The sequence below is a fragment of the Nostoc piscinale CENA21 genome (genome assembly GCF_001298445.1).
Lineage (GTDB): Bacteria > Cyanobacteriota > Cyanobacteriia > Cyanobacteriales > Nostocaceae > Nostoc_B > Nostoc_B piscinale_A.
On record NZ_CP012036.1, the window covers coordinates 2,127,377 to 2,149,925 of the forward strand.

The following is a 22,549-nucleotide window of genomic DNA, read 5'->3' on the forward strand; positions in this document are numbered from 1 at the left end:
TTTTGTGCAAATTAAATGCTGGATAGCTTATCTAACTTGGGCATAGCATCAGTATTAAGTCAGCCTCTATATTAACAATTCATAACTGATTTCGTGCTTTGAGTTGCAGATATCGTTCAACCAACTGATCCGTAATTTGATTTGCTGGTGCATCAAGTACCAAGACACCTTTTTGCTTTAGCTGGGCAAAAGCAACTTGGCGTTGTGCTAATAAATCTAAGGCAACAGCACGACTATATGCTGCTGTGACTTCTTGAGTAAATGTGTGTGCTAGATGATCAACTTGAGGATCTCGCAAAGTAACACAGAATGGTAGATATCTTGGTGCTAACCGGGAAAGTGCGGCTAATAATTCAGTAGAAGCGGTGACATCAACTAAATCAGTAATTACTACTACAAGTGCGCGGCGAGTTTGCCTTTGTACTACATTAGTGACTGCACCCAAATAATCAGATTCGAGTAAAACTGGTTGAATTGGAGTCAAATAATCAATTAACTTACCAAGATGAGATTGACCGCGTTCTGGTGCAACCCATGTGTGCATTTGGCGGTCAAATACACCCACTCCGACGCGATCGCCCCGATGTAATCCGGCTAATGCTAATGATAAAGTCGCATTTAAACCCCAATCAAATCGCTGTAAGCCTTTGACTTGTGCTGTCATCAGCCGACCACGGTCTAATAAAATAATCAAGGTTTGTTCTTGTTCTGGTTCTAATACCCTCACCAAAGGCGGTGTATTCCCAGTAGTTCTCCTGGCGGTGGCTTTCCAATCAATAAAGCGTAAATCATCACCAGTGTGATAGTTCCGCAGTTCCGCAAACTCTGTACCGATACCCATACGGCGAGATTGGCGGATGGAACCTGATGATTGTAATGTGAGGCGAATAGAGAGCGATCGCAACCCAATTAAATCAGGATAAACTTTGACGGGAACATTTTGCGGTATTTGCCAATTATGCCAAGCTAACTTCCAAGTTCCCAACTGTCGCACTTGAATATTTCCCCAAGGAAATTCACCCCGTTGTCTGGGGTGGACAGTGTAAGTTAAATCTTGGGTAGTGTTAGCGGGAATAGTGCTGGTGAGTGTTGGGGTAGATACGCCAAATTCTGCGGGATAGTAATCACGAATTTGAATAATTGCATCCGTGTTTGCGGCTGTTACCGTCAACATTACCGGATTATCTCGCCCAATTGATAAGCGTTGCGGTAAGTCGCGCTTGATTTGCGCTCGTAATGGACGGACTCGCAACCCATCCACAATCATCAATATCAGAATAATGGCATCAAAGAATAAAATGATGGCGATGCTAACGGGAATTGTGATAAATAAGGATAGGATGGGAGCGATCGCAATTGCCGATATCAAGAATAAATAAAGTCGTTGAGAAGGAATCATTTTTTATTTAGTTTTTTTGCTAATTTTTACAAGTATTTTTTAGAAATCTAAACCCAACTTTCCCAAGCAATTTCTCTTACTTGTTGCATTCGCTTAAAGTCACTATCGCATGAAACAATTATCAATGAATGGCGTAAAGCTGTCGCAGCTATCCAGAGGTCATTTTCACTAATCCCGATAGTATTTAATTGAATTGTGCTACGTTTAATTTTTTCTTTGGGGCCAAAATGCTTGATTAATTCAGATTTAAAGTCACCATAAATTTCTGTAGTTTCTTTATCGATTCCATATAAGTTAATTCGCTGCAAAAACGCATTTATTTTGATTAAGTTAGCAGCTTTCTGTTGCGAATTTTGCGCCATAAAGCGTAACTCTTCTGCCACAATGACGCTAGTAGACAGTTGTATTTGACTAAGCGATCGCAAACACTAGGTACACCCTCCATCAAGAAAGAACAGTGATTGGTATCAAGAAGATATATGATTAAAATTCAAGTTGCATCCGGCTTTCATGAACTAGTTGCAGACATTCTCTGATATCTGAACCTTCCCAACTACCGACAAATTCTAATAAATCTTCGGCAGTAGAACTAGTACAATTATGTTCTGCCGTAAGTGGTTGAGAAACTGGGTTATTTGCTGATATATTTTCTGGCTGGTGTTTGGATTGCAAAAACTGAATAAAATCTAAAATTTCCTGTAATAAAGGTTCAGGTAATTTTGCTAGTTCTTGGTTAATCTGTTCTTTAATTGTCATTTTTACCTCGATTATTTATCCAATTGTAAGCTATTGATTGTCTTATCAAGTTTTATCATTCACACTTCATCTTGGAACTTGTACTTGATTAATTACTGACGCAATAATCGCATCAATTTGTAAACCATCTAACATGGCTTCTGGTTTGAGCAGTAAGCGATGACGTAACAAAGGTGAAGCTACAGCTTTGACATCATCTGGTGTGACAAAATCGCGTCCTACTAACCATGCGGCGGCTTGGGATGTTTGCAACCAAGCACCAGCAGCACGCGGTGACGCACCCAAAGCTAAATCAGGAAATTGACGCGAAGCTCTCACTAAAGCTAAGAGATAATCGATAATTTTTTCAGATATTTGTACTTGTTTAACTTCTTGCCGTGCTTGTAAAATATCGACTACCGTTGCTACGGGTTGTAAATTAGAAATATCTATCCGTCGCGCTGCAAAACCAGCTTGACGATTGAGTAACATTTGTTTTTCTGCGGCTTGGTCGGGATAATCTACTAAGAGTTTGAATAAAAACCTATCTAATTGCGCTTCTGGTAAAGGATAAGTCCCTTCAAATTCCAAGGGGTTTTGTGTCGCAATTACCCAAAATAAATCCGGTAGCGGTAAACTTTCACCATCTAAAGTTACTTGCATTTCTTCCATTGCTTCTAACAGCGCCGCCTGGGTTTTGGGAGGAGTGCGGTTAATTTCATCTGCTAGTAAAACTTCGGTAAAAACTGGCCCTTTTTTGAGGGTGAAACTGCGACTATTTAAGTCAAAAATATTTGTTCCGGTAATATCTGAGGGTAAAACATCTGGTGTAAGTTGAATGCGACGAAAATCACCTTGAATTAACTGCGCTAAAACTTTGACTAAAAGTGTTTTACCTGTTCCAGGTACCCCTTCTAAAATTACATGTCCACCTCCTAACAATGCTATTAGCAACTGCTGAATGAGACTCGATTGTCCAACTACAATTTGATTTAGTTTTTGTTCCAGGTTAGTTAATACAGAATGGTTTTGGCTCATAATTTTTATTTATAAAAATCGAAATTTACAAATCAAATTTTTGCATAACAACGTTATTAAAAATTACGCATAAAATTTATTTTTTAAGAATATGTGTAAGGAGGTTTAGACACCTAATTTCTTATACCCATATACCGTTTTACCATTACTCAAACCTTTGATTTATCGTCTTACTACGTACGTAAGTTCTAATTGTGCAACTACCTCTGAGAATTTTGCCTTTGATATTCAATCCTTACTTGCTTAATATCCATTTCCTGCGGATGGTCGCTAAATACGATTTTTTCTACTTGCTGTAAACCGAAACTTTCCAAATGTTGTAGTTCTGAGTCTGATAATGACCAAGGTGGCCCAGAAGGTTCTGCTTCTGTATCCCGAATACGAGTAATTAGCAAAAGCTTGCCACCTGGCTTAACCAAAGACGTAACCGCCGAAATAACAGCAGAACGCACATTTAAAGGTAAGGCTTGAATGTTACGACATTCAAACACAAAGTCAAAAGCAAGATGCCATTCTAAGGGAAGTGCAAACAAATCTGCAACTACATAGTTAACACTCGAATCAGGAAATCGTCGCTGACACCAAGATATCGCTGTAGGAGAAATATCAAAAGCTGTCACATCAAATCCCAGTTTTGCTAAAGCTTCAGCATCATCTCCCAAACCGCAACCAATAATTAAAGCTTTTTGGCCTTTCATAAATGGTTGATGATTATTTAACCATGTTTGCAAATAAGGGTGAGGAGTCAATTTTGCCCAAGGAATTTGTGTTACATCACCTTCAGCTTGGGCATACAAAATTTCAAACCATGCAGATGGCTGTTCTTTTTCTAAAGCTTCCGTAGCCAACTGTTTAACATAATTCTGTAAATTTCCTGATTGTTTTTCTGCCATAAAATTGATACTAATAGATTTTTGCCAAATCAAATATAGCAATCATAAATCATTCTAGTTTCTGACTTCTCACTCCTGAATTCTGCCGATAAAATTTGTTGTTAGTCAAAAAATATATGCCTTACGATATTACTCTATGTCCAGGAAAGAATTGCCCAATCCAAAAAAACTGCTATCGTTTTACGGCTGAAATTATAGGTCGTCAAGATTTTTTTTGTAAAACCACCTTATAGTTTTATGAATAATTGCTGTGAATATTTCATTAGTAACCTACCAGATGAATCAGCAATTCGGGTAAAAGCTTATGAAATTTGGCAGAAAATGGGATGTCCTCACGACAAAGCTTGGGAAAATTGGCTGGAGGCTGAGAAGGAACTCATGAGGAATAAGAGAAATAGGAGATAAAGTAGGACTTAAGCGCCAAGATTGTCTGTTAAAAATTGGTGGAAGGGTGTGAGGGTTTAGGGCTTTGCTGTGAGTATCAGTCGAAAAGTGTAAGGGTTTTGAAAACCTACACCCTGGTTACTGAGTGCTGTCGAAGTACACCTCCATATCCCTGTACCCTAAATATATAAGAGTCGTATCCCAGCGATCGCTTCACCTCACCTTACTCAACTACAATATATATAGACTTTGTTGCGAATTGTATAGTTAGGGATTGGCTGTCATGGCTCCCGCCGTTTTAATTCAAAATCTGCAAAAGTGCTACGGTACTGTTGAAGCCGTCAAAGACGTTTCCTTTGAGGTGGAACCAGGAGAAATCTTTGGTTTACTCGGCCCCAACGGTGCAGGTAAAACTACGACTCTGCGTGCTTTGTGTACCCTCACAACTCCCGATGCAGGCAAAATCGAAGTATCTGGTGTTTCTGTGTTGGATAACCCCAGAGTTGCAAGGCAAAAACTCGGTTATGTCGCGCAGGAAGTCGCTATCGATAAAGTGTTAACTGGACGCGAACTACTGCAATTGCAAGCGGCGCTTTATCACCTCCCTGGCGCGGTAGCAAAACAGCGAATTCAAACCGTTTTAGATTTACTGAGTTTGCAAGAGTACGCCGATAAAAAGACAGGAACTTATTCTGGCGGTTTACGTAAACGGCTAGATTTAGCAGCTGGGCTACTCCATGCACCGGATGTTTTGGTTTTAGACGAACCTACAGTTGGACTGGACATTGAAAGCCGCTTTGTTGTCTGGGAGTTTTTACGAAAGTTGCGAGCATCAGGAACTACTGTATTAATTACCAGCCATTATTTAGAAGAAATTGACGCACTAGCCGATCGCGTGGCTATTATTGACCGTGGGATTGTCATTGCCACAGGTACACCTTCACAATTAAAAGATAGGGTAGGAGGCGATCGCATTACCTTACGCATCCGGGAATTTTCCCCCGTTGAGGAAGCCGAAAAAGCCAAAAACCTCTTACAAGCTTTGCCATTCGTCCAAGAATCATCATCAACAGCGCCCAAGGTAATTCCCTCAACTTGGTAGTCACGCCCCAAAGTGATGCCTTAATTACCATCCAACAAACGCTGAATAACGCCAGCTTACCAATTTTCGGCATCGCCCAATCACGCCCCAGCCTAGATGATGTCTACCTCGCCGCCACCGGACGCACCTTAATGGATGCAGAACTAGCAGCCATTGCTAACCGCGATCCGAAAGCAGAAAAGAAGCAAAATATGAGATAGAACTGCTTCGCAGTGTCAATAGTCATTTGTCCTTTGTCATTTGTAATTACTAATAGCAATTGGCCATTGACTGACTATTGACTACTGAACTATTGACCAATGACTAATGACTAATGACAAAATATTATGAGTGTAACTCCTAAATCTGATTTAAATTGGCAGCAACTAGCTTCACCTGCGGGTGCCGCACCTAATTTTTTTGGTGAATTAGTCCAAGAGACACTGGCTTTAACTCGTCGCTTGTTTATTCAATTACAACGTCGTCCTTCCACTTTATTGGCGGGAATTGTTCAGCCTGTGATGTGGTTGGTGTTATTTGGCGCGTTATTCCAAAATGCACCGAAGGGTTTATTTGGTAGTACGACAAACTACGGTCAATTTTTAGCTGCGGGGGTAATTGTTTTTACTGCTTTTGCTGGAGCTTTGAACGCCGGATTACCTGTGATGTTTGACCGCGAATTTGGCTTTTTGAATCGTTTATTAGTCGCGCCTTTAGCATCGCGGTTTTCCATTGTCTTTGCTTCCGCCATCTTTATTATTAGCCAAAGCTTACTACAAGCAGCCGTAATTGTTGGTGCAGCAGCTTTTTTAGGTGCGGGCATACCAGATGCCGCAGGCTTGGGTGCGATCGCTCTCATCGTCTTCCTCTTAGCTTTGGGTGTAACTGCAATTTCCCTTGGTTTAGCTTTTGCCCTACCAGGACATATTGAATTAATTGCTGTAATATTCGTTACTAACCTGCCTTTATTATTTGCCAGCACCGCTTTAGCGCCGTTATCTTTCATGCCCAAGTGGTTACAAGTTGTCGCCACTCTCAACCCTCTCAGTTACGCTATTGAACCTATCCGTTATCTTTATTTGCATCAAGACTGGGGATTGAGTAGCGTTGTGATGCAAGCACCTTGGGGTGATGTTACCTTTGGCAGTGCTTTGTTAATTTTGTTGGGCTTTGCTGTTGTGGCTTTACTCAGCATTCAACCCCAACTACGCAAAACTCTTGCTTAAGATAAAAACATGGTGTCGTTGGAGCGTATTGGAGAATCTCATGCAAAAATCATTTTTATCAGTTAAAAGCTTCTTTGTAGCTACATTCGCAGGAATTGGCTGTGCTTCTTTCCTCGCAGCCCAACCCAGTTTGGCGCAGCTAAATACAATCGATACCTATCCTGGCGATAATTCTCAAGATAATACCAATCCATTTTCGCCCAATACAGGTAATTTAAATCCCCTTGATTTAATTCACCGCGCTCAATTTGGTAATTTCAACTGGAATGCTCAACAAAAAGACGAAGAATTAAATTCAGCGGTGGCTGAATTAAACAGAAAGCGGGCTGTACTCAAACAAAATGCCAATCAACCCGTAAATAGCACTACAGGACAAGCGGTTCCTGGTTTACCAGCTATCACATCTCCTAGTGTGGTTTCTCCAGTGCAGATTGTTCCACCCCAAAACTGAATCTAATTCAAAAACCTCACCTTGTCTGTAAATCCTTAACTGAAGCTAGGTTTGGTAGTCAGTGAAAGGGTATGACGACAAAAGGTGAGGTCAATTCATTTTGAATTTTAGATTTTGGATTGATTAATTACAAGCCCAGAGCCGCTAAAATATCGCTGGCGTGGTTAGATGTATTCACATTGGCATCAACATGAACAATCGTGCCATTGGGGTTGATGACGTAGGTAACACGCTTGGCATAACCACCACCATCAACATCGTAAGCTTGAATCAGAGACTTATCGGTGTCTGCCAATAAAGGAAAGTTCAAATTGAATTTTTGGGTAAAAGCTTGATGCGACACTTCATCATCGGCACTCACACCCAAAACAACTATATCTTTACCTTGATATTGCTCTTGAGCATCGCGGAAGCTACACGCTTGTTTGGTGCAGCCGGGAGTGTCATCTTTGGGATAAAAATACAAAACAACTGTCTTACCAGCAAAATCAGACAATGAGACAGTGTTGCCATTAGTATCTTTGACGGTAAATGCAGGTGCATCCGTACCAACTGCTAGAGGCATAATGAACCTTTCCTGTTTCAGTTTGTTGATGACTTTGAAATTTTACAATAATTTACAATGATTAAAGAACAATTCAGAAGTCAGAATACAGGATTCAGAATTAATTGAGTGAGTTTATGAGTTGTAAATTAATTTGTGTTGAGATAAATAAATATTTCTATGAATAGACTTGATTCCCCAACCCCAAAATCCTTCTCTTACCCTGTTAGTACAGTAGAAAGAGCAGAGCGATCGCTCATTTGTTCTCCTTTCAGAGTTGGTTTATTTAGCGCCATGCGTAACCAGAGTGTACCATTAAATGCGATCGCCCAAGAAAACGGCATTAAAAATGGCTATACCCAGCATCCCTTATCAGAATTAGCTTGTTACAACGCTTTAGACTGGTTAATTCAAGTTGGTGTCCTGCGGCGCGAAGTTGATGGTCAAGGAATTACCGATAGTTTTCGCCTCACACCTTTAGGTCATCAATTAATCGAAAAATATCAGGGACAAAATTTTCCTGCCCCTTCCTGGCGAGATTCCCTCTACAATGCCTCCATTCGTTGGTTGAGGCTGCCTTTTTAGAATTAAAAATCTTAAAGTTAAGATTAGGTTACAAAAGGGAACAATATACTTACGGAAGCATCAAGCCCAAGATAAATTCTTCATTAACATCTGATAGCTTTGCTCAGATTTTGATGAAAGTTGCATAAATCACGGGGGTCAAGAGTTTGGGTATGGATATTTGTCCTCCCTCAAGTTTTGATTGCTTCTGGATTTATAGCAGTAACTACGTTGATGAAGACTTTGTGAAAGCTGGAATCTCACAGTTTTTAATTGATCTCAATCTAAAATCTCCAATTCTTCTGCCTGCTGCTATAACTGTTGATGAACGGATGTGATCTCATGAGCCGTTCATAACTGAATATTTCACCCTCTTATTGAAAAGTACATATTAAGTATGAAAGCAATTATGGTAGTGGGAACTACATCCCACGCGGGGAAATCACTTTTAACTACGGCTATTTGCCGTTTACTAGCGCGGCGTGGTTGGCGAGTGGCTCCCTTTAAAGGTCAAAATATGGCTTTAAATGCTTATGTCACTGCCAATGGAGGAGAAATCGGTTATGCACAGGCGGTACAAGCTTGGGCTTCTGGGGTGGTTCCTTGGGTAGAAATGAATCCCATTTTACTCAAACCCCAAGGTGATATGACTTCTCAGGTAATTGTTAAGGGTAGACCAGTCGGGAGAGTCAAAGCAGCAGATTACTACGAGCAATTTTTCGACCTTGGTTGGCGAGCGATAGAAGAATCTCTACAACATCTATCCACAGAATTTGATATGTTGGTTTGCGAAGGTGCAGGGAGTCCCGCAGAAATTAACCTCAAGCACCGTGATTTGACCAATATGCGGATCGCTAAGTATTTAAATGCACCAACAATTCTGGTAGTTGATATTGACCGTGGTGGTGCTTTTGCCCACGTTGTAGGGACTTTAGAGTTACTTGACCCCGATGAACGGGATTTAATTAAAGGTATTGTAATTAATAAATTCCGTGGACAGCGATCGCTATTAGATTCAGGTATCCAATGGCTAGAAGAACGCACCAAAAAACCTGTAATTGGTGTGCTGCCTTATTTTCAAGAACTATTCCCCGCAGAAGATTCTCTCGACTTACTAGAACGCAAAGCTCATAAAGCTCAAGCTGACTTGAATATCGTGGTGATTCGCTTACCTAGAATCGCCAACTTTACCGATTTCGACCCCTTAGAATCAGAACCATCTGTTTCTGTTAGATATCTCAGTCCAAAACAAGATTTAGGACATCCAGACGCAGTAATTATCCCTGGTACAAAAACCACCATTGCCGACTTAATTTTATTGCAGAAAAGCGGTATGGCAGAAGCCATCCAAAATTATGCTGCTTCCGGTGGCACAGTTTTAGGGATTTGCGGCGGCTACCAAATGCTAGGACAAATTATTGCTGACCCCGAAGGTATAGAAGGTCAAGCAGGTAGATTCCAAGGCTTGAATTTATTACCCATTAGAACCGTCATTACCGGACAAAAAATCGCTCGTCAACGGCAAGTAAGTTCTAATTTCCCGCAGATGGGATTGCCAGTCAATGGCTTTGAAATTCATCAAGGGCGATCGCGTATTGAACAACCACCCGATAGTCAAGCGTATCAACCCCTATTTGATGATGTTAACCTAGGGTTGGTGGATAGCTGTCAATCAGTTTGGGGTACATATTTGCACGGACTGTTTGACAATGGCCCTTGGCGACGTGCTTGGTTAAATCGTCTGCGTCAACAGCGTGGTTTGAAATCCTTGCCAACAGGTGTCGCCAACTACCGAGAACAGCGAGAACAAATCTTAGACTCGCTGGCTACAGAAGTAGAACGCCATTTAGACTTAACACCGTTTTTGTCGTAGTTAGCCAAAAATTGCATGAGTGTTAGCATTCGATTTTTACCAGATGATGTCGCCATTAACGCCGAAGTGGGAGAAGCACTCCTAGATGTAGCGCAACGCGCTGGAGTTTTTATTCCCACTGGCTGTCTCATGGGTTCATGTCACGCCTGTACTGTAGAACTTGAAGATGGCGATGTCATTCGCGCTTGCCTTTCCGCAGTTCCGCCAACCGATGAGGAGTTGAGAATACATATATTTAGCGACCCAACTTGGTAGTGATTGTATCTTCCAGATGAAATGAATCAACTCAAGTACCAAATGGTGATTCAGTGGTCAGAAGATGATGATTGCTTCTTGGTAGGATTTCCTGATTTCCCTGGACAACGTTGGCGCACTCATGGGGATACTTACGAGTCAGCTGTTGCCAATGGCATTGAAGCACTGGAATCTTTAATTATTGCTTATGAAGCTGCGGGAGATCCACTGCCACAGCCAACCGTGTTTAACGCTGCATAACACAAACTTGAGATATTAGAACCAGACCTAACAATCACAAAATTCTAGCTACACAAAAGTAGTAGTCCGCCACACAAATTTAGGACTTAAGCAAAACACCTCTCAAACTCTCATTTCTCTATGAACTCCCGAAGTTTGCTCAACGCGGGGAACCCGCGCACGCAACTTCTCTCTGCGCCTCTTGGGTTTGTTCTTCCGTAGCCTGTATGTAATTCCTCAAAGTGTTAAAATCCGGTGACAATTAATAGAGCTAAACATTAGGGATAGCAAGCTCCTTAAAGAAAAGCAATATTTCCTCATAGCTGCTTAAGTTCCGAAGTTCTTGAAGTAACGATATATTTGAGTATCTGTCCCGCACACATCTACTTTTTGTTATTAAATCTATGAAGTCTTATTTAGCCGCCGCTATTCAAATGACAAGTGTGCCTGATTTATACAAAAATTTGGCACAGGCAGAAGAATTGATTGAGCTTGCTGTGCGTCGAGGTGCTGAATTAGTTGGGCTACCAGAAAACTTTTCTTTTATGGGAGAAGAAAAAGATAAACTCGCCCAAGCTGCAACCATCACCCGCGAAACAGAACAGTTTCTCAAAAAAATGGCTCAACGCTTCCAAGTCACAATTTTAGGCGGTAGCTTTCCTGTTTTGGTAGAAGAGACAGGCAAAGTTTATAATACTTCCACCTTAATTGACCAAAGTGGTTTAGAAGTTGTCCGTTACCAAAAGGTACATTTATTTGATGTGAATGTTCCCGATGGTAATACTTATCGTGAATCTAGCACTGTAGTAGCTGGTACACAACTGCCTTCAGTATATTTTTCCCCAGAACTGGGCGGTATTGGTCTTTCTGTTTGTTATGATGTGCGCTTTCCAGAATTGTATCGCCATCTATCCAGCAAGGGAGCCGATGTAATGTTTATTCCTGCAGCGTTTACTGCTTTTACTGGCAAAGACCACTGGCAAGTATTATTACAAGCAAGAGCAATTGAAAATACTTGTTATGTGATTGCACCAGCCCAAACTGGAACAAACTACGCTCGTCGCCAAACCCACGGCCATGCTGTAATTATTGATCCTTGGGGAGTCATTTTAGCTGATGCTGGGGAAAAACCCGGAATTGCGATCGCAGAAATCAATCCCTCACGTTTAGAACAAGTACGTCGCCAAATGCCATCTTTACAACACCGCGTGTTTGGCTAAAGTATGAGAAGTCTGAAGTCTAAAATTGCCTGCTTCAGACTTTACTCAGCATCTTGAATACTTTCTAGTAAACTCCTCAACATAAAATAAGACGAAGTTGCACCAGGATCTTGGTGTCCAATACTGCGTTCTCCTAAATAACTAGCGCGTCCTTTTTTCGCTAACATCGGTTTGGTGTTCTCTAACGCCTGTTCCGCGACAGTTACAGATTTTTGCAGTGCAGTCACAGTATCTTTACCTTCCTCAACCGCTTGCCGAAAAGCTACTACAGCCGGAGACAGCAAATCAACCATTGTTTTGTCTTCTAGTTGGGCTTTACCACGTTGCAAAACTCCATCTAAACCAGCTTGCAACAATTCTAATAGCTCTGGTGTAGTGAGTTCTTGTTTACCAGCCGCTACAGTGCTGGCTTTAAAAAAAAAATGTCCCGTATAAAGGGCCACTAGCACCCCCAACACTAGAAATTAAACTCATACTCACAGTTTTCAAAATACTGCCAATATCTTGCTGAGTCACAGTTGGTAACTGACTTATCACCTTTTTAAAACCACGATCCATATTAATCCCGTGGTCAGCATCACCAATTGCTGCGTCTAATTCAGTTAAATATTCTTTATTCTGCTCGATCTCAGAGCCAAAGATTTGTAACCACTGGAGAATTTGAGCTTGAGTGACCATATTAAATACCCCAACGCAGATTTGCTGTATGTACTGGTGCATCCCATAACTGCAAGAGTTCATCGTCCAACTTCAGCAATGTAATTGAGCAACCTTGCATTTCTAAAGATGTGATGTAAGGGCCGATTAAGTTGCGGACAATGATCATTCCCTGTTTGTCGCAGATTTCTGCCAGCTTACGATAAATCAGATAAAGTTCGGAAATGGGCGTACCACCCATACTATTAACAAAGGCTAACAAGCGATCGCCTCTTTGCAAAGGTGGATCAATCAATTCCACATCAACCCACTCGCCTTGATTTTCATCCCACTCTCGTACCACTCGACTGTAGCCAACATCATCAATAATTGTTTGGGTTAATATCTCTGCAATCTCATCTGCTGATTTTACATCAATTCTTTCCCTTCCCGGTTCACCATGAATCCCAATGCCAATTTCCATTTCGCGATCGCTTAATGTAAATGTTGGAGTACCCCTCGCTGGTACAGTACAAGATGTTAAAGCAATTCCCATACTTCGCCCATTCAGATTTACCCGACGACACAAATCTGCTACTTGTTGCAAGTCATAACCTTGTTCAGCCGCCGCACCACAAATTTTCTCTGCTAACACTGTCGTTCCTACACCGCGACGACCTTGGGTATATAAACTATCCTTCACTGCCACATCGTCGTCAATCAAAATACTGAGCGCACGGATACTTTCACTTCTGGCTAACTCCGTTGCCATCTCAAAATTCATCACATCGCCACTATAATTTTTGACAATATAAAGAATACCCGCTCCACTATCTACTTTTTGAGCAGCAGCCAGCATCTGGTCAGGGGTAGGTGACGTAAATACCTCTCCCGGACAAGCTGCATCTAGCATTCCGGTACCCACAAACCCTGCGTGCATCGGTTCATGTCCACTACCTCCACCAGAAATAACTGCAACTTTCCCTGGTTTGGTTGCATTAGCTCGATAAGCAAAAGTGGGATCATAGTTGACTTTGATTAAATCCGAATGAGCCACCGCCATCCCAGCTAGACTTTCTCTTACGAAGTCTTCTGGCTGATTAATCAGCTTTTTCATTGTCTGTAATTGAGAATATTGCTACAGATTCAGAATAATCCAACGGGTAGAAAACACAAATATACGCCAGATTAATGTATTTTCTGCCGGAATGGTTTTGCTATGGTGCGTGCGATCGCTCATATCTTTGAAGCAGCTTCTCAAGAAAAATTTTGTAAATAATTTTCTTTCAGGAATTTTTTGATTTTTCCACATAAATTGCTTCTATTAGGCTATGCACCATTACATAAATTAATTGATTTAAACTAAAATTAGCCTTATATGACTAAATAAACTCAAATACTTGCCATTCCGCTGATTTAAATGTTTTTATTGATTTTTACTTTCGTTCCAATCAAATTCAAAAAAATTTTTTGCCAACCCCTTGACGTTCCTATAACCAGTTGTTAATCTAGATAAGTGTCAAGGCAAGAGCCAAGACGACTGAACCGAGAAAAAACAATACTTTGAAAGCTTAAATTTAAACCAATCCTCGTCAAACAAATTGGTTTTGGGACATCCCAAAAACTTCAAAAATTATAGCAAGGAATCTGAAGAACGAGTTTTTTCAGATAACAAACTCAAAAAATAACAAAACGGAGAGTTTGATCCTGGCTCAGGATGAACGCTGGCGGTATGCTTAACACATGCAAGTCGAACGGAATCTTAGGATTTAGTGGCGGACGGGTGAGTAACGCGTGAGAATCTAGCTTCAGGTCGGGGATAACTACTGGAAACGGTGGCTAATACCGGATGTGCCGAGAGGTGAAAGGCTAGCTGCCTGAAGATGAGCTCGCGTCTGATTAGCTAGTTGGTGTGGTAAGAGCGCACCAAGGCGACGATCAGTAGCTGGTCTGAGAGGATGATCAGCCACACTGGGACTGAGACACGGCCCAGACTCCTACGGGAGGCAGCAGTGGGGAATTTTCCGCAATGGGCGAAAGCCTGACGGAGCAATACCGCGTGAGGGAGGAAGGCTCTTGGGTTGTAAACCTCTTTTCTCAAGGAAGAAAAAATGACGGTACTTGAGGAATAAGCATCGGCTAACTCCGTGCCAGCAGCCGCGGTAATACGGAGGATGCAAGCGTTATCCGGAATGATTGGGCGTAAAGCGTCCGCAGGTGGCGATGTAAGTCTGCTGTTAAAGAGTCTAGCTTAACTAGATAAAAGCAGTGGAAACTACATAGCTAGAGTGCGTTCGGGGTAGAGGGAATTCCTGGTGTAGCGGTGAAATGCGTAGAGATCAGGAAGAACACCGGTGGCGAAGGCGCTCTACTAGGCCGCAACTGACACTGAGGGACGAAAGCTAGGGGAGCGAATGGGATTAGATACCCCAGTAGTCCTAGCCGTAAACGATGGATACTAGGCGTTGCGAGTATCGACCCTCGCAGTGCCGGAGCCAACGCGTTAAGTATCCCGCCTGGGGAGTACGCACGCAAGTGTGAAACTCAAAGGAATTGACGGGGGCCCGCACAAGCGGTGGAGTATGTGGTTTAATTCGATGCAACGCGAAGAACCTTACCAAGACTTGACATGTCGCGAATCCTTGTGAAAGCAGGGAGTGCCTTCGGGAGCGCGAACACAGGTGGTGCATGGCTGTCGTCAGCTCGTGTCGTGAGATGTTGGGTTAAGTCCCGCAACGAGCGCAACCCTCGTTTTTAGTTGCCAGCATTAAGTTGGGCACTCTAGAGAGACTGCCGGTGACAAACCGGAGGAAGGTGGGGATGACGTCAAGTCAGCATGCCCCTTACGTCTTGGGCTACACACGTACTACAATGCTCCGAACAGAGGGCAGCGAGCTAGCGATAGCAAGCAAATCCCGGAAATCGGAGCTCAGTTCAGATCGAAGGCTGCAACTCGCCTTCGTGAAGGAGGAATCGCTAGTAATTGCAGGTCAGCATACTGCAGTGAATTCGTTCCCGGGCCTTGTACACACCGCCCGTCACACCATGGAAGCTGGCAACGCCCGAAGTCATTACCCCAACCGTGAGGAGGGGGATGCCTAAGGCAGTGCTGGTGACTGGGGTGAAGTCGTAACAAGGTAGCCGTACCGGAAGGTGTGGCTGGATCACCTCCTTTTAGGGAGACCTACCCAACTTGGAATCGAAAGCGCACAGCAAATAGAGAACAAGATGGTCAACCTAGGTCGGTCGAGATGGGGTAAAAAGCTTTTCAAAGTTATTTAATGGTTTCAAGTTTAAAAGTACAAACTAAAACAAAGGAAAAAAGACCAGCACCTAACAAATAGAAAGAGTTAGAATGCTGGGTTGAATCCTAGCCAGAACCTTGAAAACTGCATAGAAACGCGATTGTATAGCAGGCAGTCAAAAAAGTCAAAAGTGAAAAGTCAAAAGGCAAAAAAGCTAAAAGACCGGAAACAAAAGACAAAAGACTGCGGGTGAAACACCAATTGTTAAGTGGTCAAGCGAAAAAGAGCTAATGGTGGATACCTAGGCACACAGAGGCGAAGAAGGACGTGGTTACCGACGAAAAGCTCCGGGGAGTTGGAAGCAAACATTGAGCCGGAGATATCCGAATGGGGCAACCCTAAATACAGCCTGTTGAATATATAGACAGGTATGAGCCAACCCAGCGAACTGAAACATCTTAGTAGCTGGAGGAAAAGAAATCAAAAGAGATTCCCTGTGTAGTGGTGAGCGAAAGGGGAAGAGCCTAAACCAAAGGGTTTACCTTTTGGGGTAGTGGGACAGCAATATCGAATCTAGAGGCTAGACGAAGCAGCTAAATACTGCACCAGAGAAAGTGAAAGTCTTGTAGTCGAAAGTCAAAGGATAGAAGCTGAATCCCGAGTAGCATGGGGCACGAGGAATCCCATGTGAATCAGCGAGGACCATCTCGTAAGGCTAAATACTACTGTGTGACCGATAGAGAACAAGTACCGCGAGGGAAAGGTGAAAAGAACCCCGGAAGGGGAGTGAAATAGAACATGAAACCGTGAGCTTACAAGCAGTGGGAGTCCGATTAAACGGATGACCGCGTGCCTGTTGAAGAATGAGCCGGCGACTTATAGGCACTGGTAGGTTAAAGCGAGAATGCTGGAGCCAAAGGGAAACCGAGTCTGAAAAGGGCGATAATCAGTGTTTATAGACCCGAACCCTGGTGATCTAACCATGGCCAGGATGAAGCTTGGGTAACACCAAGTGGAGGTCCGCACCGACCGATGTTGAAAAATCGGCGGATGAGCTGTGGTTAGGGGTGAAATGCCAATCGAACCAGGAGCTAGCTGGTTCTCCCCGAAATGTGTTGAGGCGCAGCGGTAATGAATATAGTCGGGGGGTAAAGCACTGTTTCGGTGCGGGCTGGGAGACCGGTACCAAATCGAGACAAACTCAGAATACCCGATGGACACATTGCCAGTGAGACGGTGGGGGATAAGCTTCATCGTCAAGAGGGAAACAGCCCAGACCACCAGCTAAGGTCCCCAAATCATCACTAAGTGATAAAGGAGGTGAGACTGCATAGACAACTAGGAGGTTTGCCTAGAAGCAGCCACCCTTGAAAGAGTGCGTAATAGCTCACTAGTCAAGCGGTCTTGCGCCGAAAATGAACGGGGCTAAGTGATGTACCGAAGCTGTGGGATTAAGAAATTAATCGGTAGGGGAGCGTTCCGTAGTAGGGAGAAGCAGTAGCGGCGAGCAGCTGTGGACGAAACGGAAGTGAGAATGTCGGCTTGAGTAGCGCAAACATTGGTGAGAATCCAATGCCCCGAAACCCTAAGGGTTCCAGAGCCAGGTTCGTCCGCTCTGGGTGAGTCGGGTCCTAAGGCGAGGTCGAAAGGCGTAGTCGATGGACACAGGGTGAAGATTCCCTGACTACGATATGGGAGCATGGCAAGGGACGCATGAAAAATAGCTACACCCTAATTGGTTTGGGAGGGGTTTACGAACTCCGCGTAGTGAAAGATAGTGCCAAGAAAAGCTAGTCATGTGATGAACATATGGTACCCGTACCCGAAACCGACACAGGTAGGGAGGTTGAGTAAACCAAGGGGCGCGAGATAACTCTCTCTAAGGAACTCGGCAAAATGGCCCCGTAACTTCGGAAGAAGGGGTGCCCACGAGAGTGGGTCGCAGTGAAGAGATCCAGGCGACTGTTTACCAAAAACACAGGTCTCCGCAAACTCGCAAGAGGAAGTATGGGGCTGACGCCTGCCCAGTGCCGGAAGGTTAAGGAAGTTGGTCAGTGGCAACATGAAGCTGACGACCGAAGCCCCGGTGAACGGCGGCCGTAACTATAACGGTCCTAAGGTAGCGAAATTCCTTGTCGGGTAAGTTCCGACCCGCACGAAAGGCGTAACGATCTGGATGGTGTCTCAGAGAGAGACTCGGCGAAATAGGAATGTCTGTGAAGATACGGACTGCCTGCACCTGGACAGAAAGACCCTATGAAGCTTTACTGTAGCCTGGAATGGTGTCCGGGCTTCGCTTGCGCAGGATAGGTGGGAGACGAAGAGATATTCCTTGTGGGGGATATGGAGTCAACGGTGAGATACCACTCTGGCGAAGCTAGGATTCTAACTTACTACCGTGATCCGGTAGAAGGACAGTTTCAGGTGGGCAGTTTGACTGGGGCGGTCGCCTCCTAAAAGGTAACGGAGGCGCGCAAAGGTTCCCTCAGCACGCTTGGAAACCGTGCGGCGAGTGTAAAGGCATAAAGGGAGCTTGACTGCAAGACTGACAAGTCGAGCAGGTACGAAAGTAGGCCTTAGTGATCCGACGGCGCAGAGTGGAATGGCCGTCGCTCAACGGATAAAAGTTACTCTAGGGATAACAGGCTGATCTCCCCCAAGAGTCCACATCGACGGGGAGGTTTGGCACCTCGATGTCGGCTCATCGCAACCTGGGGCGGAAGTACGTCCCAAGGGTTGGGCTGTTCGCCCATTAAAGCGGTACGTGAGCTGGGTTCAGAACGTCGTGAGACAGTTCGGTCCATATCCGGTGCAGGCGTTAGAACATTGAGAGGAGCCTTCCTTAGTACGAGAGGACCGGGAAGGACGCACCGCTGGTGTACCAGTTATTGTACCAACAGTAGACGCTGGGTAGCCAAGTGCGGAGCGGATAACCGCTGAAAGCATCTAAGTGGGAAGCCCACCTCAAGATGAGTGTTCTCACTACTTTAAGTAGGTAAGGTCACCTGTAGAACACAGGTTCTTAGGCGGTAGGTGGAAGTGCAGTAATGTATGTAGCCGAGCCGTGCTAACAGACCGAGGGCTTGACCTCAAACATTTATTTGGTAAATCGCGTTTCTTGCAGTCTTCAGGGTTTCTGAATGGGTGACAGTTGTTTGATAACTGATAACTGCCCACTGTTCACTGTCTTTCCTGGTGCCTATGGCGCGGTGGAACCACACTGATACATCCCGAACTCAGAGGTGAAACGCTGCTGCGGCTACGATAGTTGGAGGGTCGCCTCCTGCCACAATTGCTCGGCGCCAGGTCTTTTTTTCCACTAAAAGCTCCTTAGTTCTAACATTATACTAAGGAGCTTTTTAGTATTTATATGTGAATTTATATGTGAATAGGGGATAGTTGAAAAACTGACCCCTATTGTGATTAAGATAGCCAATCATACGCTATCTATAAATTAGAAAATTAGATATTTGCTCCAGTTGCAGTTCCACCCAATCGTTGTTGAATTTTGGCTTTAGCTGCTTTAAATTCTGTAGCGAGTTGCTCACTTTGTTGAGTATTCAAATTGTTGCGGATGGCAGCAAACATTGTACTTTCTTCTTGACGAACGTGGTCGCCAACGATATCCATCAAATTCCTAATTCTATCTTTAAATTCAGAGGTTGAAGGACTAATACCTTTAATTTGGTTTAAAAGCCGCTTCATTTCAGCTTGTTCATCATAAAGTTCTTGGGTGTCGCCTTCGCCATAGAAGGAACGGACTCTAGGGTAAACTACTTCCTCTTCAGCTTCAGCATGGGCAGTTAAATCTTTGTAGATTTGACCAAAGTATTCTTGAATCTTTTGAGGATCATTGCTTTGGAGCAATTCAGTAAACAAGATATTTACCTTGTTATGATCCAAGCGAATCACGTCTTGGATGTTCATATCTTGTTTGTCTGAACTTTGGGTAACAGCACTACCTACTGCGCCGCTAAACGCTGCGATCGCATCTTGAACTCTGGCCCAAATTCCTTGGTCTGCATTTTGTCCAGTTAACTCACGCACACCTAATATTTCTAGAATACCTTTGAGTTGTTCTTGGTGAGCGCGGTTTTCAAAGTTAACAGGATTAATAGGCCCAATTGCTGCCATCACATCAGCACCAACTTTTTGTGCTGCTTTATGTACTAACAAGCCACTCATAACTTGTTGATGCTTTAATAGTTCGTGCTGGGATACTTTTTCGTAGAAACTCAGTTCAGAGCCTTGCATCAATTTACGAACTTGTTCAACCATTTGTTGAACAGTTTGTTTCGGCTCTTGCTGAATACCATACTGCACAATTACAGTTTCTATAATGCCCAGATTTTTGCGGTCATCTTCAAGGAAATTGCGAATCCGATCAGAGATTTCACTATCGGTAGACTCTCTCAAAAATAGCTCTTCATTTTCAATCAATAACTGTTGAACCAATTTAATACTAGCTAATTTACTAGCAATAGCATTGCGTTTTGTATCATCTAAAGTTGATACCATTCTAAAGTTCTCCTCAAAAAGTAATCAGATTATTACTAGTCACAGCTTGTCATAGGAGTTAATCATATTCCCTCTTTCTTTTGAGCGATTAATGGGTAACTCTAGATAGAAAAACAATTTTTTTTTTTTTACATAAGAATTTCTGATTCTTCTTTTGGAGATACGCAGAATAAATTTTGTCTCCATCGTTGGGTAGATAAAATTTTGAAATTATTTTTCTAAATTGTCCAAAGAGATTCAAAAACGAGATAACAACATAATGTCAGAAAGTCCTGGGATAGGAGAGCAAGCACTAAATAAAGCTGCCGAAATAGGATTATCTAGCCAGTTGGATGAGGTTGAAAATCTAGATGTCAATATTAAAACTGATCCACTAAAAATGGTTCAGGGACAAGTAGATGCAGTACAAATATCAGGCGAAGGTTTAGTGATGCAGAAAGACCTCCGAATGGAGGAATTAGAAATGCAAATGGGCAATGTTGCCATTAATCCTTTAAGTGTAGCTTTTGGCAAAATTGAACTAACCAAACCTACAGAAGCTAGTGCAAGAGTTGTGTTAACTGAAAATGATATCAACCGTGCTTTTAATTCTGAATATGTACGATCCCAACTTCAAAACCAGAAAGTGGATATCGATGGTCAATCTATGAATATAGAAACCCAATCTGTAGACGTTCGCTTACTTGATAATCAAAAGATAGGGTTAAATGCAACTATTCAATTAACAGAAACCGGCGAAACTCAAAAAGTTGCCTTTTCTGCAATACCTAAAGTCAGTGGTAATGGACAAACTGTATCTTTAGAAAATGTCGAGTATGGTGAAGGGGATGAAATCTCACCAGAATTGACAAAAGCTTTAATTGATCAAACCAGCGAAATTCTAAATTTATCTAATTTCGATTTAGAAGGTATGAGCTTGCGAGTTAAGCAAATAGAAGTAGAACCAAGTAAATTAACTCTGCAAGCAGAAGCTTATGTAGAACAGATTCCCTCGGCTTAAACAAAGGATAATTATTTATGGAAACTATGGAAACTTCAGAAACAACATCGGCTTCTAGCCCTTTTCCCAATATTCCGCCAATTATTGAGAGTGATGATCGAGAGTATCGTGATACTGGCGTACCTAGCACAGTAGCGATCGCAGGACATCCCTTACACCCTTTAAGTGTAATTTTTCCGATAGCATTTTTAGCCGCAGCTTTGGGAAGCGATTTTGGCTATTGGCTAACTCGTGATTTCTTCTGGGCGAGGGCTTCCTTGTGGTTGATTGGACTCGGACTAGTTGGAGGTTTAATTGCTGCTGCGATTGGGTTAAGCGACTTTTTAAAAATTGAGCGAGTCCGGAAACGCACAGCGGGCTGGGCGCACATGATCCTGAATGTTTCTCTTCTAGTCTTAACGCTGTTTAACTTTATTTTGCGTTGGGGTGACGCAGAAGCCAGGATTTTACCTTGGGGATTATTAATATCTCTGGTAGTGGGAACGTTGACTAGTGTTTCTGGGTGGTTTGGTGCAGAACTCTCCTATCGCCATAAAATTGGTGTAGTAGGGGCTGGTAGTAAAAGATATCCATAACTTTATTTGAGATTCAAGTTATGAAGGCTAGAATTTTGTTGAGTCTCTAAGTTTGGGAACATGCGTCACAACAGTAACTCAAAAATATTTATGATATTTTCCTTGCTCATCGTCACAGCGGTGGGCTTTTTATTTAAATATTATCCAGGTCTGGGTCGTCAGTGGTTTAATAACAATGGTTCAGCGATATTTTACGAAATATTTTGGTGTCTGTTAGCATTTTGGTTTTTCAACAGTCGCAAAGCAATAGTACAAATTCCTATTTGGGTGTTTGTGATTACTTGTATACTAGAATTTCTCCAACTTTGGCATCCACCAATATTAGAAGCGATGCGAGCTACATTAATCGGTAAATTATTACTGGGCAATACTTTTTCTTGGTGGGATTTTCCTCATTATGTATTTGGTTGTATTTTAGGTTGGTTGTGGCTAAGAAAATTAAGGGAAATAGACAATAATGCAAAAAAGAGTCAAGGTCAAACCTAATTCCAAACAACAAAAAGTTGAAGAGCAAGCAGATGGAAGTTTAACTGTATATTTAAAATCGCCGCCGACTAACGGAAAAGCCAATGAAGAATTAATTAAGGTTTTAGCGGATAAATTTGATGTGCCAAAGTCTTATGTCAGCATTAAATCAGGGTTATTTTCTCGACAAAAGCTAATTGAAATTCAAATTGGAATTTAGTATTGATG

21 protein-coding genes, 3 rRNA genes and 2 pseudogenes are annotated in these 22,549 nt (G+C 42.7%); 16 read left to right on the forward strand and 10 right to left on the reverse strand.

Annotated elements, in window-relative coordinates:
• Positions 1 to 79: 79 nt before the first annotated feature.
• The 5 genes from ACX27_RS09280 to ACX27_RS09300 all read right to left on the reverse strand — a co-directional run bounded on the left by ACX27_RS09280 (position 80) and on the right by ACX27_RS09300 (position 4,065).
• Positions 80 to 1,399: a DUF58 domain-containing protein gene (locus ACX27_RS09280; protein ID WP_062291262.1), complete on the reverse strand. Its 1,320-nt coding sequence runs from the start codon at positions 1,397 to 1,399 to the stop codon at positions 80 to 82.
• Between the two features lie 47 nt (positions 1,400 to 1,446).
• Positions 1,447 to 1,824, reverse strand: a complete 378-nt coding sequence (locus ACX27_RS09285; RefSeq protein ID WP_062291265.1) for a type II toxin-antitoxin system VapC family toxin — start codon at positions 1,822 to 1,824, stop codon at positions 1,447 to 1,449.
• Positions 1,825 to 1,882: 58 nt separating this feature from the next.
• The gene (locus ACX27_RS09290) at positions 1,883 to 2,155 is read right to left on the reverse strand and encodes a DUF2281 domain-containing protein (protein WP_062291268.1); all 273 of its coding nucleotides are present in this window, start codon (positions 2,153 to 2,155) and stop codon (positions 1,883 to 1,885) included.
• 66 nt (positions 2,156 to 2,221) lie between these two features.
• Positions 2,222 to 3,172, reverse strand: coding sequence for an AAA family ATPase (locus tag ACX27_RS09295; protein WP_062291271.1), 951 nt, complete (start codon positions 3,170 to 3,172; stop codon positions 2,222 to 2,224).
• A gap of 200 nt (positions 3,173 to 3,372) precedes the next feature.
• Positions 3,373 to 4,065: a class I SAM-dependent methyltransferase gene (locus ACX27_RS09300; RefSeq protein WP_062298242.1), complete on the reverse strand. Its 693-nt coding sequence runs from the start codon at positions 4,063 to 4,065 to the stop codon at positions 3,373 to 3,375.
• 237 nt (positions 4,066 to 4,302) lie between these two features.
• On the opposite strand from ACX27_RS09300, the gene ACX27_RS35665 reads away from it, so the two are divergent.
• From ACX27_RS35665 to ACX27_RS09315, 4 genes and pseudogenes are all read left to right on the forward strand, one after another.
• Positions 4,303 to 4,470 carry a DUF2934 domain-containing protein gene (locus ACX27_RS35665; protein WP_083468705.1) on the forward strand — a complete coding sequence of 56 codons (168 nt, stop codon included), beginning with the start codon at positions 4,303 to 4,305 and terminating at the stop codon, positions 4,468 to 4,470.
• 262 nt (positions 4,471 to 4,732) lie between these two features.
• A pseudogene (locus ACX27_RS09305) lies at positions 4,733 to 5,751 on the forward strand (ABC transporter ATP-binding protein).
• Positions 5,752 to 5,877: 126 nt separating this feature from the next.
• Positions 5,878 to 6,756 carry an ABC transporter permease gene (locus ACX27_RS09310; protein ID WP_062291274.1) on the forward strand — a complete coding sequence of 293 codons (879 nt, stop codon included), beginning with the start codon at positions 5,878 to 5,880 and terminating at the stop codon, positions 6,754 to 6,756.
• Between the two features lie 40 nt (positions 6,757 to 6,796).
• Positions 6,797 to 7,207 (forward strand): hypothetical protein, encoded by a 411-nt coding sequence (locus tag ACX27_RS09315; RefSeq protein ID WP_062291277.1) that lies wholly within the window; start codon positions 6,797 to 6,799, stop codon positions 7,205 to 7,207.
• A 127-nt stretch (positions 7,208 to 7,334) separates the two neighbouring features.
• Here ACX27_RS09315 and ACX27_RS09320 read toward each other — a convergent pair whose 3' ends face one another.
• Entirely contained in the window at positions 7,335 to 7,772 is a 438-nt protein-coding gene (locus ACX27_RS09320) for a peroxiredoxin (protein WP_062291280.1), read from the reverse strand.
• 159 nt (positions 7,773 to 7,931) lie between these two features.
• Between ACX27_RS09320 and ACX27_RS09325 the strand changes: the two genes are divergently transcribed.
• From ACX27_RS09325 to ACX27_RS09345, 5 genes are all read left to right on the forward strand, one after another.
• Complete coding sequence (locus tag ACX27_RS09325) at positions 7,932 to 8,336, forward strand: Npun_F0494 family protein (RefSeq protein ID WP_062291283.1); 405 nt, start codon at positions 7,932 to 7,934, stop codon at positions 8,334 to 8,336.
• Between the two features lie 376 nt (positions 8,337 to 8,712).
• The gene (gene cobQ, locus ACX27_RS09330; protein ID WP_062291287.1) at positions 8,713 to 10,188 is read left to right on the forward strand and encodes a cobyric acid synthase CobQ; all 1,476 of its coding nucleotides are present in this window, start codon (positions 8,713 to 8,715) and stop codon (positions 10,186 to 10,188) included.
• 15 nt (positions 10,189 to 10,203) lie between these two features.
• A complete protein-coding gene (locus ACX27_RS09335) occupies positions 10,204 to 10,443 on the forward strand; it encodes a 2Fe-2S iron-sulfur cluster-binding protein (RefSeq protein ID WP_062291290.1) in 240 nt (79 codons plus the stop codon).
• A gap of 21 nt (positions 10,444 to 10,464) precedes the next feature.
• The gene (locus ACX27_RS09340; protein ID WP_062291293.1) at positions 10,465 to 10,683 is read left to right on the forward strand and encodes a type II toxin-antitoxin system HicB family antitoxin; all 219 of its coding nucleotides are present in this window, start codon (positions 10,465 to 10,467) and stop codon (positions 10,681 to 10,683) included.
• Positions 10,684 to 11,066: 383 nt separating this feature from the next.
• Positions 11,067 to 11,882, forward strand: coding sequence for a carbon-nitrogen hydrolase family protein (locus ACX27_RS09345; RefSeq protein WP_062291296.1), 816 nt, complete (start codon positions 11,067 to 11,069; stop codon positions 11,880 to 11,882).
• Positions 11,883 to 11,923: 41 nt separating this feature from the next.
• Here ACX27_RS09345 and dhaL read toward each other — a convergent pair.
• The 3 genes and pseudogenes from dhaL to ACX27_RS32325 form a co-directional block, all read right to left on the reverse strand.
• A pseudogene (gene dhaL, locus ACX27_RS09350) lies at positions 11,924 to 12,560 on the reverse strand (dihydroxyacetone kinase subunit DhaL).
• A gap of 1 nt (position 12,561) precedes the next feature.
• Complete coding sequence (dhaK, locus tag ACX27_RS09355; RefSeq protein ID WP_062291297.1) at positions 12,562 to 13,635, reverse strand: dihydroxyacetone kinase subunit DhaK; 1,074 nt, start codon at positions 13,633 to 13,635, stop codon at positions 12,562 to 12,564.
• A gap of 21 nt (positions 13,636 to 13,656) precedes the next feature.
• The gene (locus ACX27_RS32325) at positions 13,657 to 13,830 is read right to left on the reverse strand and encodes a hypothetical protein (protein WP_158507362.1); all 174 of its coding nucleotides are present in this window, start codon (positions 13,828 to 13,830) and stop codon (positions 13,657 to 13,659) included.
• 377 nt (positions 13,831 to 14,207) lie between these two features.
• Between ACX27_RS32325 and ACX27_RS09360 the strand changes: the two genes are divergently transcribed.
• The 3 genes from ACX27_RS09360 to rrf all read left to right on the forward strand — a co-directional run bounded on the left by ACX27_RS09360 (position 14,208) and on the right by rrf (position 19,071).
• Positions 14,208 to 15,693: ribosomal RNA gene (locus tag ACX27_RS09360) — 16S ribosomal RNA — on the forward strand.
• A 340-nt stretch (positions 15,694 to 16,033) separates the two neighbouring features.
• Positions 16,034 to 18,854: ribosomal RNA gene (locus tag ACX27_RS09365) — 23S ribosomal RNA — on the forward strand.
• A gap of 100 nt (positions 18,855 to 18,954) precedes the next feature.
• Positions 18,955 to 19,071 (forward strand): 5S ribosomal RNA (gene rrf, locus ACX27_RS09370).
• The 16S, 23S and 5S rRNA genes sit together here, the layout of an rRNA operon.
• Before the next feature lie 154 nt (positions 19,072 to 19,225).
• Here the strand turns inward: rrf and ACX27_RS09375 are convergent.
• Entirely contained in the window at positions 19,226 to 20,281 is a 1,056-nt protein-coding gene (locus ACX27_RS09375) for a hemerythrin domain-containing protein (protein ID WP_062291300.1), read from the reverse strand.
• A gap of 259 nt (positions 20,282 to 20,540) precedes the next feature.
• Between ACX27_RS09375 and ACX27_RS09380 the strand changes: the two genes are divergently transcribed.
• The 4 genes from ACX27_RS09380 to ACX27_RS09395 are packed head-to-tail and all read left to right on the forward strand — an operon-like array spanning position 20,541 to position 22,541.
• The gene (locus ACX27_RS09380; protein ID WP_062291303.1) at positions 20,541 to 21,281 is read left to right on the forward strand and encodes an LmeA family phospholipid-binding protein; all 741 of its coding nucleotides are present in this window, start codon (positions 20,541 to 20,543) and stop codon (positions 21,279 to 21,281) included.
• Between the two features lie 26 nt (positions 21,282 to 21,307).
• On the forward strand, positions 21,308 to 21,856 hold the full coding sequence (locus tag ACX27_RS09385) for a DUF2231 domain-containing protein (protein ID WP_062298243.1): 549 nt from the start codon (positions 21,308 to 21,310) through the stop codon (positions 21,854 to 21,856).
• A 60-nt stretch (positions 21,857 to 21,916) separates the two neighbouring features.
• Positions 21,917 to 22,342 carry a ribosomal maturation YjgA family protein gene (locus tag ACX27_RS09390; RefSeq protein WP_062291306.1) on the forward strand — a complete coding sequence of 142 codons (426 nt, stop codon included), beginning with the start codon at positions 21,917 to 21,919 and terminating at the stop codon, positions 22,340 to 22,342.
• Positions 22,314 to 22,541, forward strand: coding sequence for a DUF167 domain-containing protein (locus ACX27_RS09395; RefSeq protein WP_062291308.1), 228 nt, complete (start codon positions 22,314 to 22,316; stop codon positions 22,539 to 22,541). Before ACX27_RS09390 ends, ACX27_RS09395 begins: the two co-directional genes overlap by 29 nt.
• The last annotated feature ends 8 nt before the right edge of the window (positions 22,542 to 22,549 follow it).

What these genes read in the sequence shown, in the direction of transcription:
- ACX27_RS09280 (WP_062291262.1), bottom strand. Translation starts at nt 1,399, where the DNA reads ATGATTCCTTCTCAACGACTTTATTTATTCTTGATATCGGCAATTGCG.
- ACX27_RS32325 (WP_158507362.1), bottom strand. Translation starts at nt 13,830, where the DNA reads ATGTGGAAAAATCAAAAAATTCCTGAAAGAAAATTATTTACAAAATTT.
- cobQ (WP_062291287.1), top strand. Translation starts at nt 8,713, where the DNA reads ATGAAAGCAATTATGGTAGTGGGAACTACATCCCACGCGGGGAAATCA.
- ACX27_RS09315 (WP_062291277.1), top strand. Translation starts at nt 6,797, where the DNA reads ATGCAAAAATCATTTTTATCAGTTAAAAGCTTCTTTGTAGCTACATTC.
- ACX27_RS35665 (WP_083468705.1), top strand. Translation starts at nt 4,303, where the DNA reads ATGAATAATTGCTGTGAATATTTCATTAGTAACCTACCAGATGAATCA.
- ACX27_RS09390 (WP_062291306.1), top strand. Translation starts at nt 21,917, where the DNA reads ATGCGTCACAACAGTAACTCAAAAATATTTATGATATTTTCCTTGCTC.
- ACX27_RS09340 (WP_062291293.1), top strand. Translation starts at nt 10,465, where the DNA reads ATGAATCAACTCAAGTACCAAATGGTGATTCAGTGGTCAGAAGATGAT.
- ACX27_RS09380 (WP_062291303.1), top strand. Translation starts at nt 20,541, where the DNA reads ATGTCAGAAAGTCCTGGGATAGGAGAGCAAGCACTAAATAAAGCTGCC.
- ACX27_RS09300 (WP_062298242.1), bottom strand. Translation starts at nt 4,065, where the DNA reads ATGGCAGAAAAACAATCAGGAAATTTACAGAATTATGTTAAACAGTTG.
- ACX27_RS09395 (WP_062291308.1), top strand. Translation starts at nt 22,314, where the DNA reads ATGCAAAAAAGAGTCAAGGTCAAACCTAATTCCAAACAACAAAAAGTT.
- ACX27_RS09295 (WP_062291271.1), bottom strand. Translation starts at nt 3,172, where the DNA reads ATGAGCCAAAACCATTCTGTATTAACTAACCTGGAACAAAAACTAAAT.
- ACX27_RS09345 (WP_062291296.1), top strand. Translation starts at nt 11,067, where the DNA reads ATGAAGTCTTATTTAGCCGCCGCTATTCAAATGACAAGTGTGCCTGAT.
- ACX27_RS09325 (WP_062291283.1), top strand. Translation starts at nt 7,932, where the DNA reads ATGAATAGACTTGATTCCCCAACCCCAAAATCCTTCTCTTACCCTGTT.
- ACX27_RS09320 (WP_062291280.1), bottom strand. Translation starts at nt 7,772, where the DNA reads ATGCCTCTAGCAGTTGGTACGGATGCACCTGCATTTACCGTCAAAGAT.
- ACX27_RS09385 (WP_062298243.1), top strand. Translation starts at nt 21,308, where the DNA reads ATGGAAACTTCAGAAACAACATCGGCTTCTAGCCCTTTTCCCAATATT.
- ACX27_RS09310 (WP_062291274.1), top strand. Translation starts at nt 5,878, where the DNA reads ATGAGTGTAACTCCTAAATCTGATTTAAATTGGCAGCAACTAGCTTCA.
- ACX27_RS09290 (WP_062291268.1), bottom strand. Translation starts at nt 2,155, where the DNA reads ATGACAATTAAAGAACAGATTAACCAAGAACTAGCAAAATTACCTGAA.
- ACX27_RS09335 (WP_062291290.1), top strand. Translation starts at nt 10,204, where the DNA reads ATGAGTGTTAGCATTCGATTTTTACCAGATGATGTCGCCATTAACGCC.
- dhaK (WP_062291297.1), bottom strand. Translation starts at nt 13,635, where the DNA reads ATGAAAAAGCTGATTAATCAGCCAGAAGACTTCGTAAGAGAAAGTCTA.
- ACX27_RS09375 (WP_062291300.1), bottom strand. Translation starts at nt 20,281, where the DNA reads ATGGTATCAACTTTAGATGATACAAAACGCAATGCTATTGCTAGTAAA.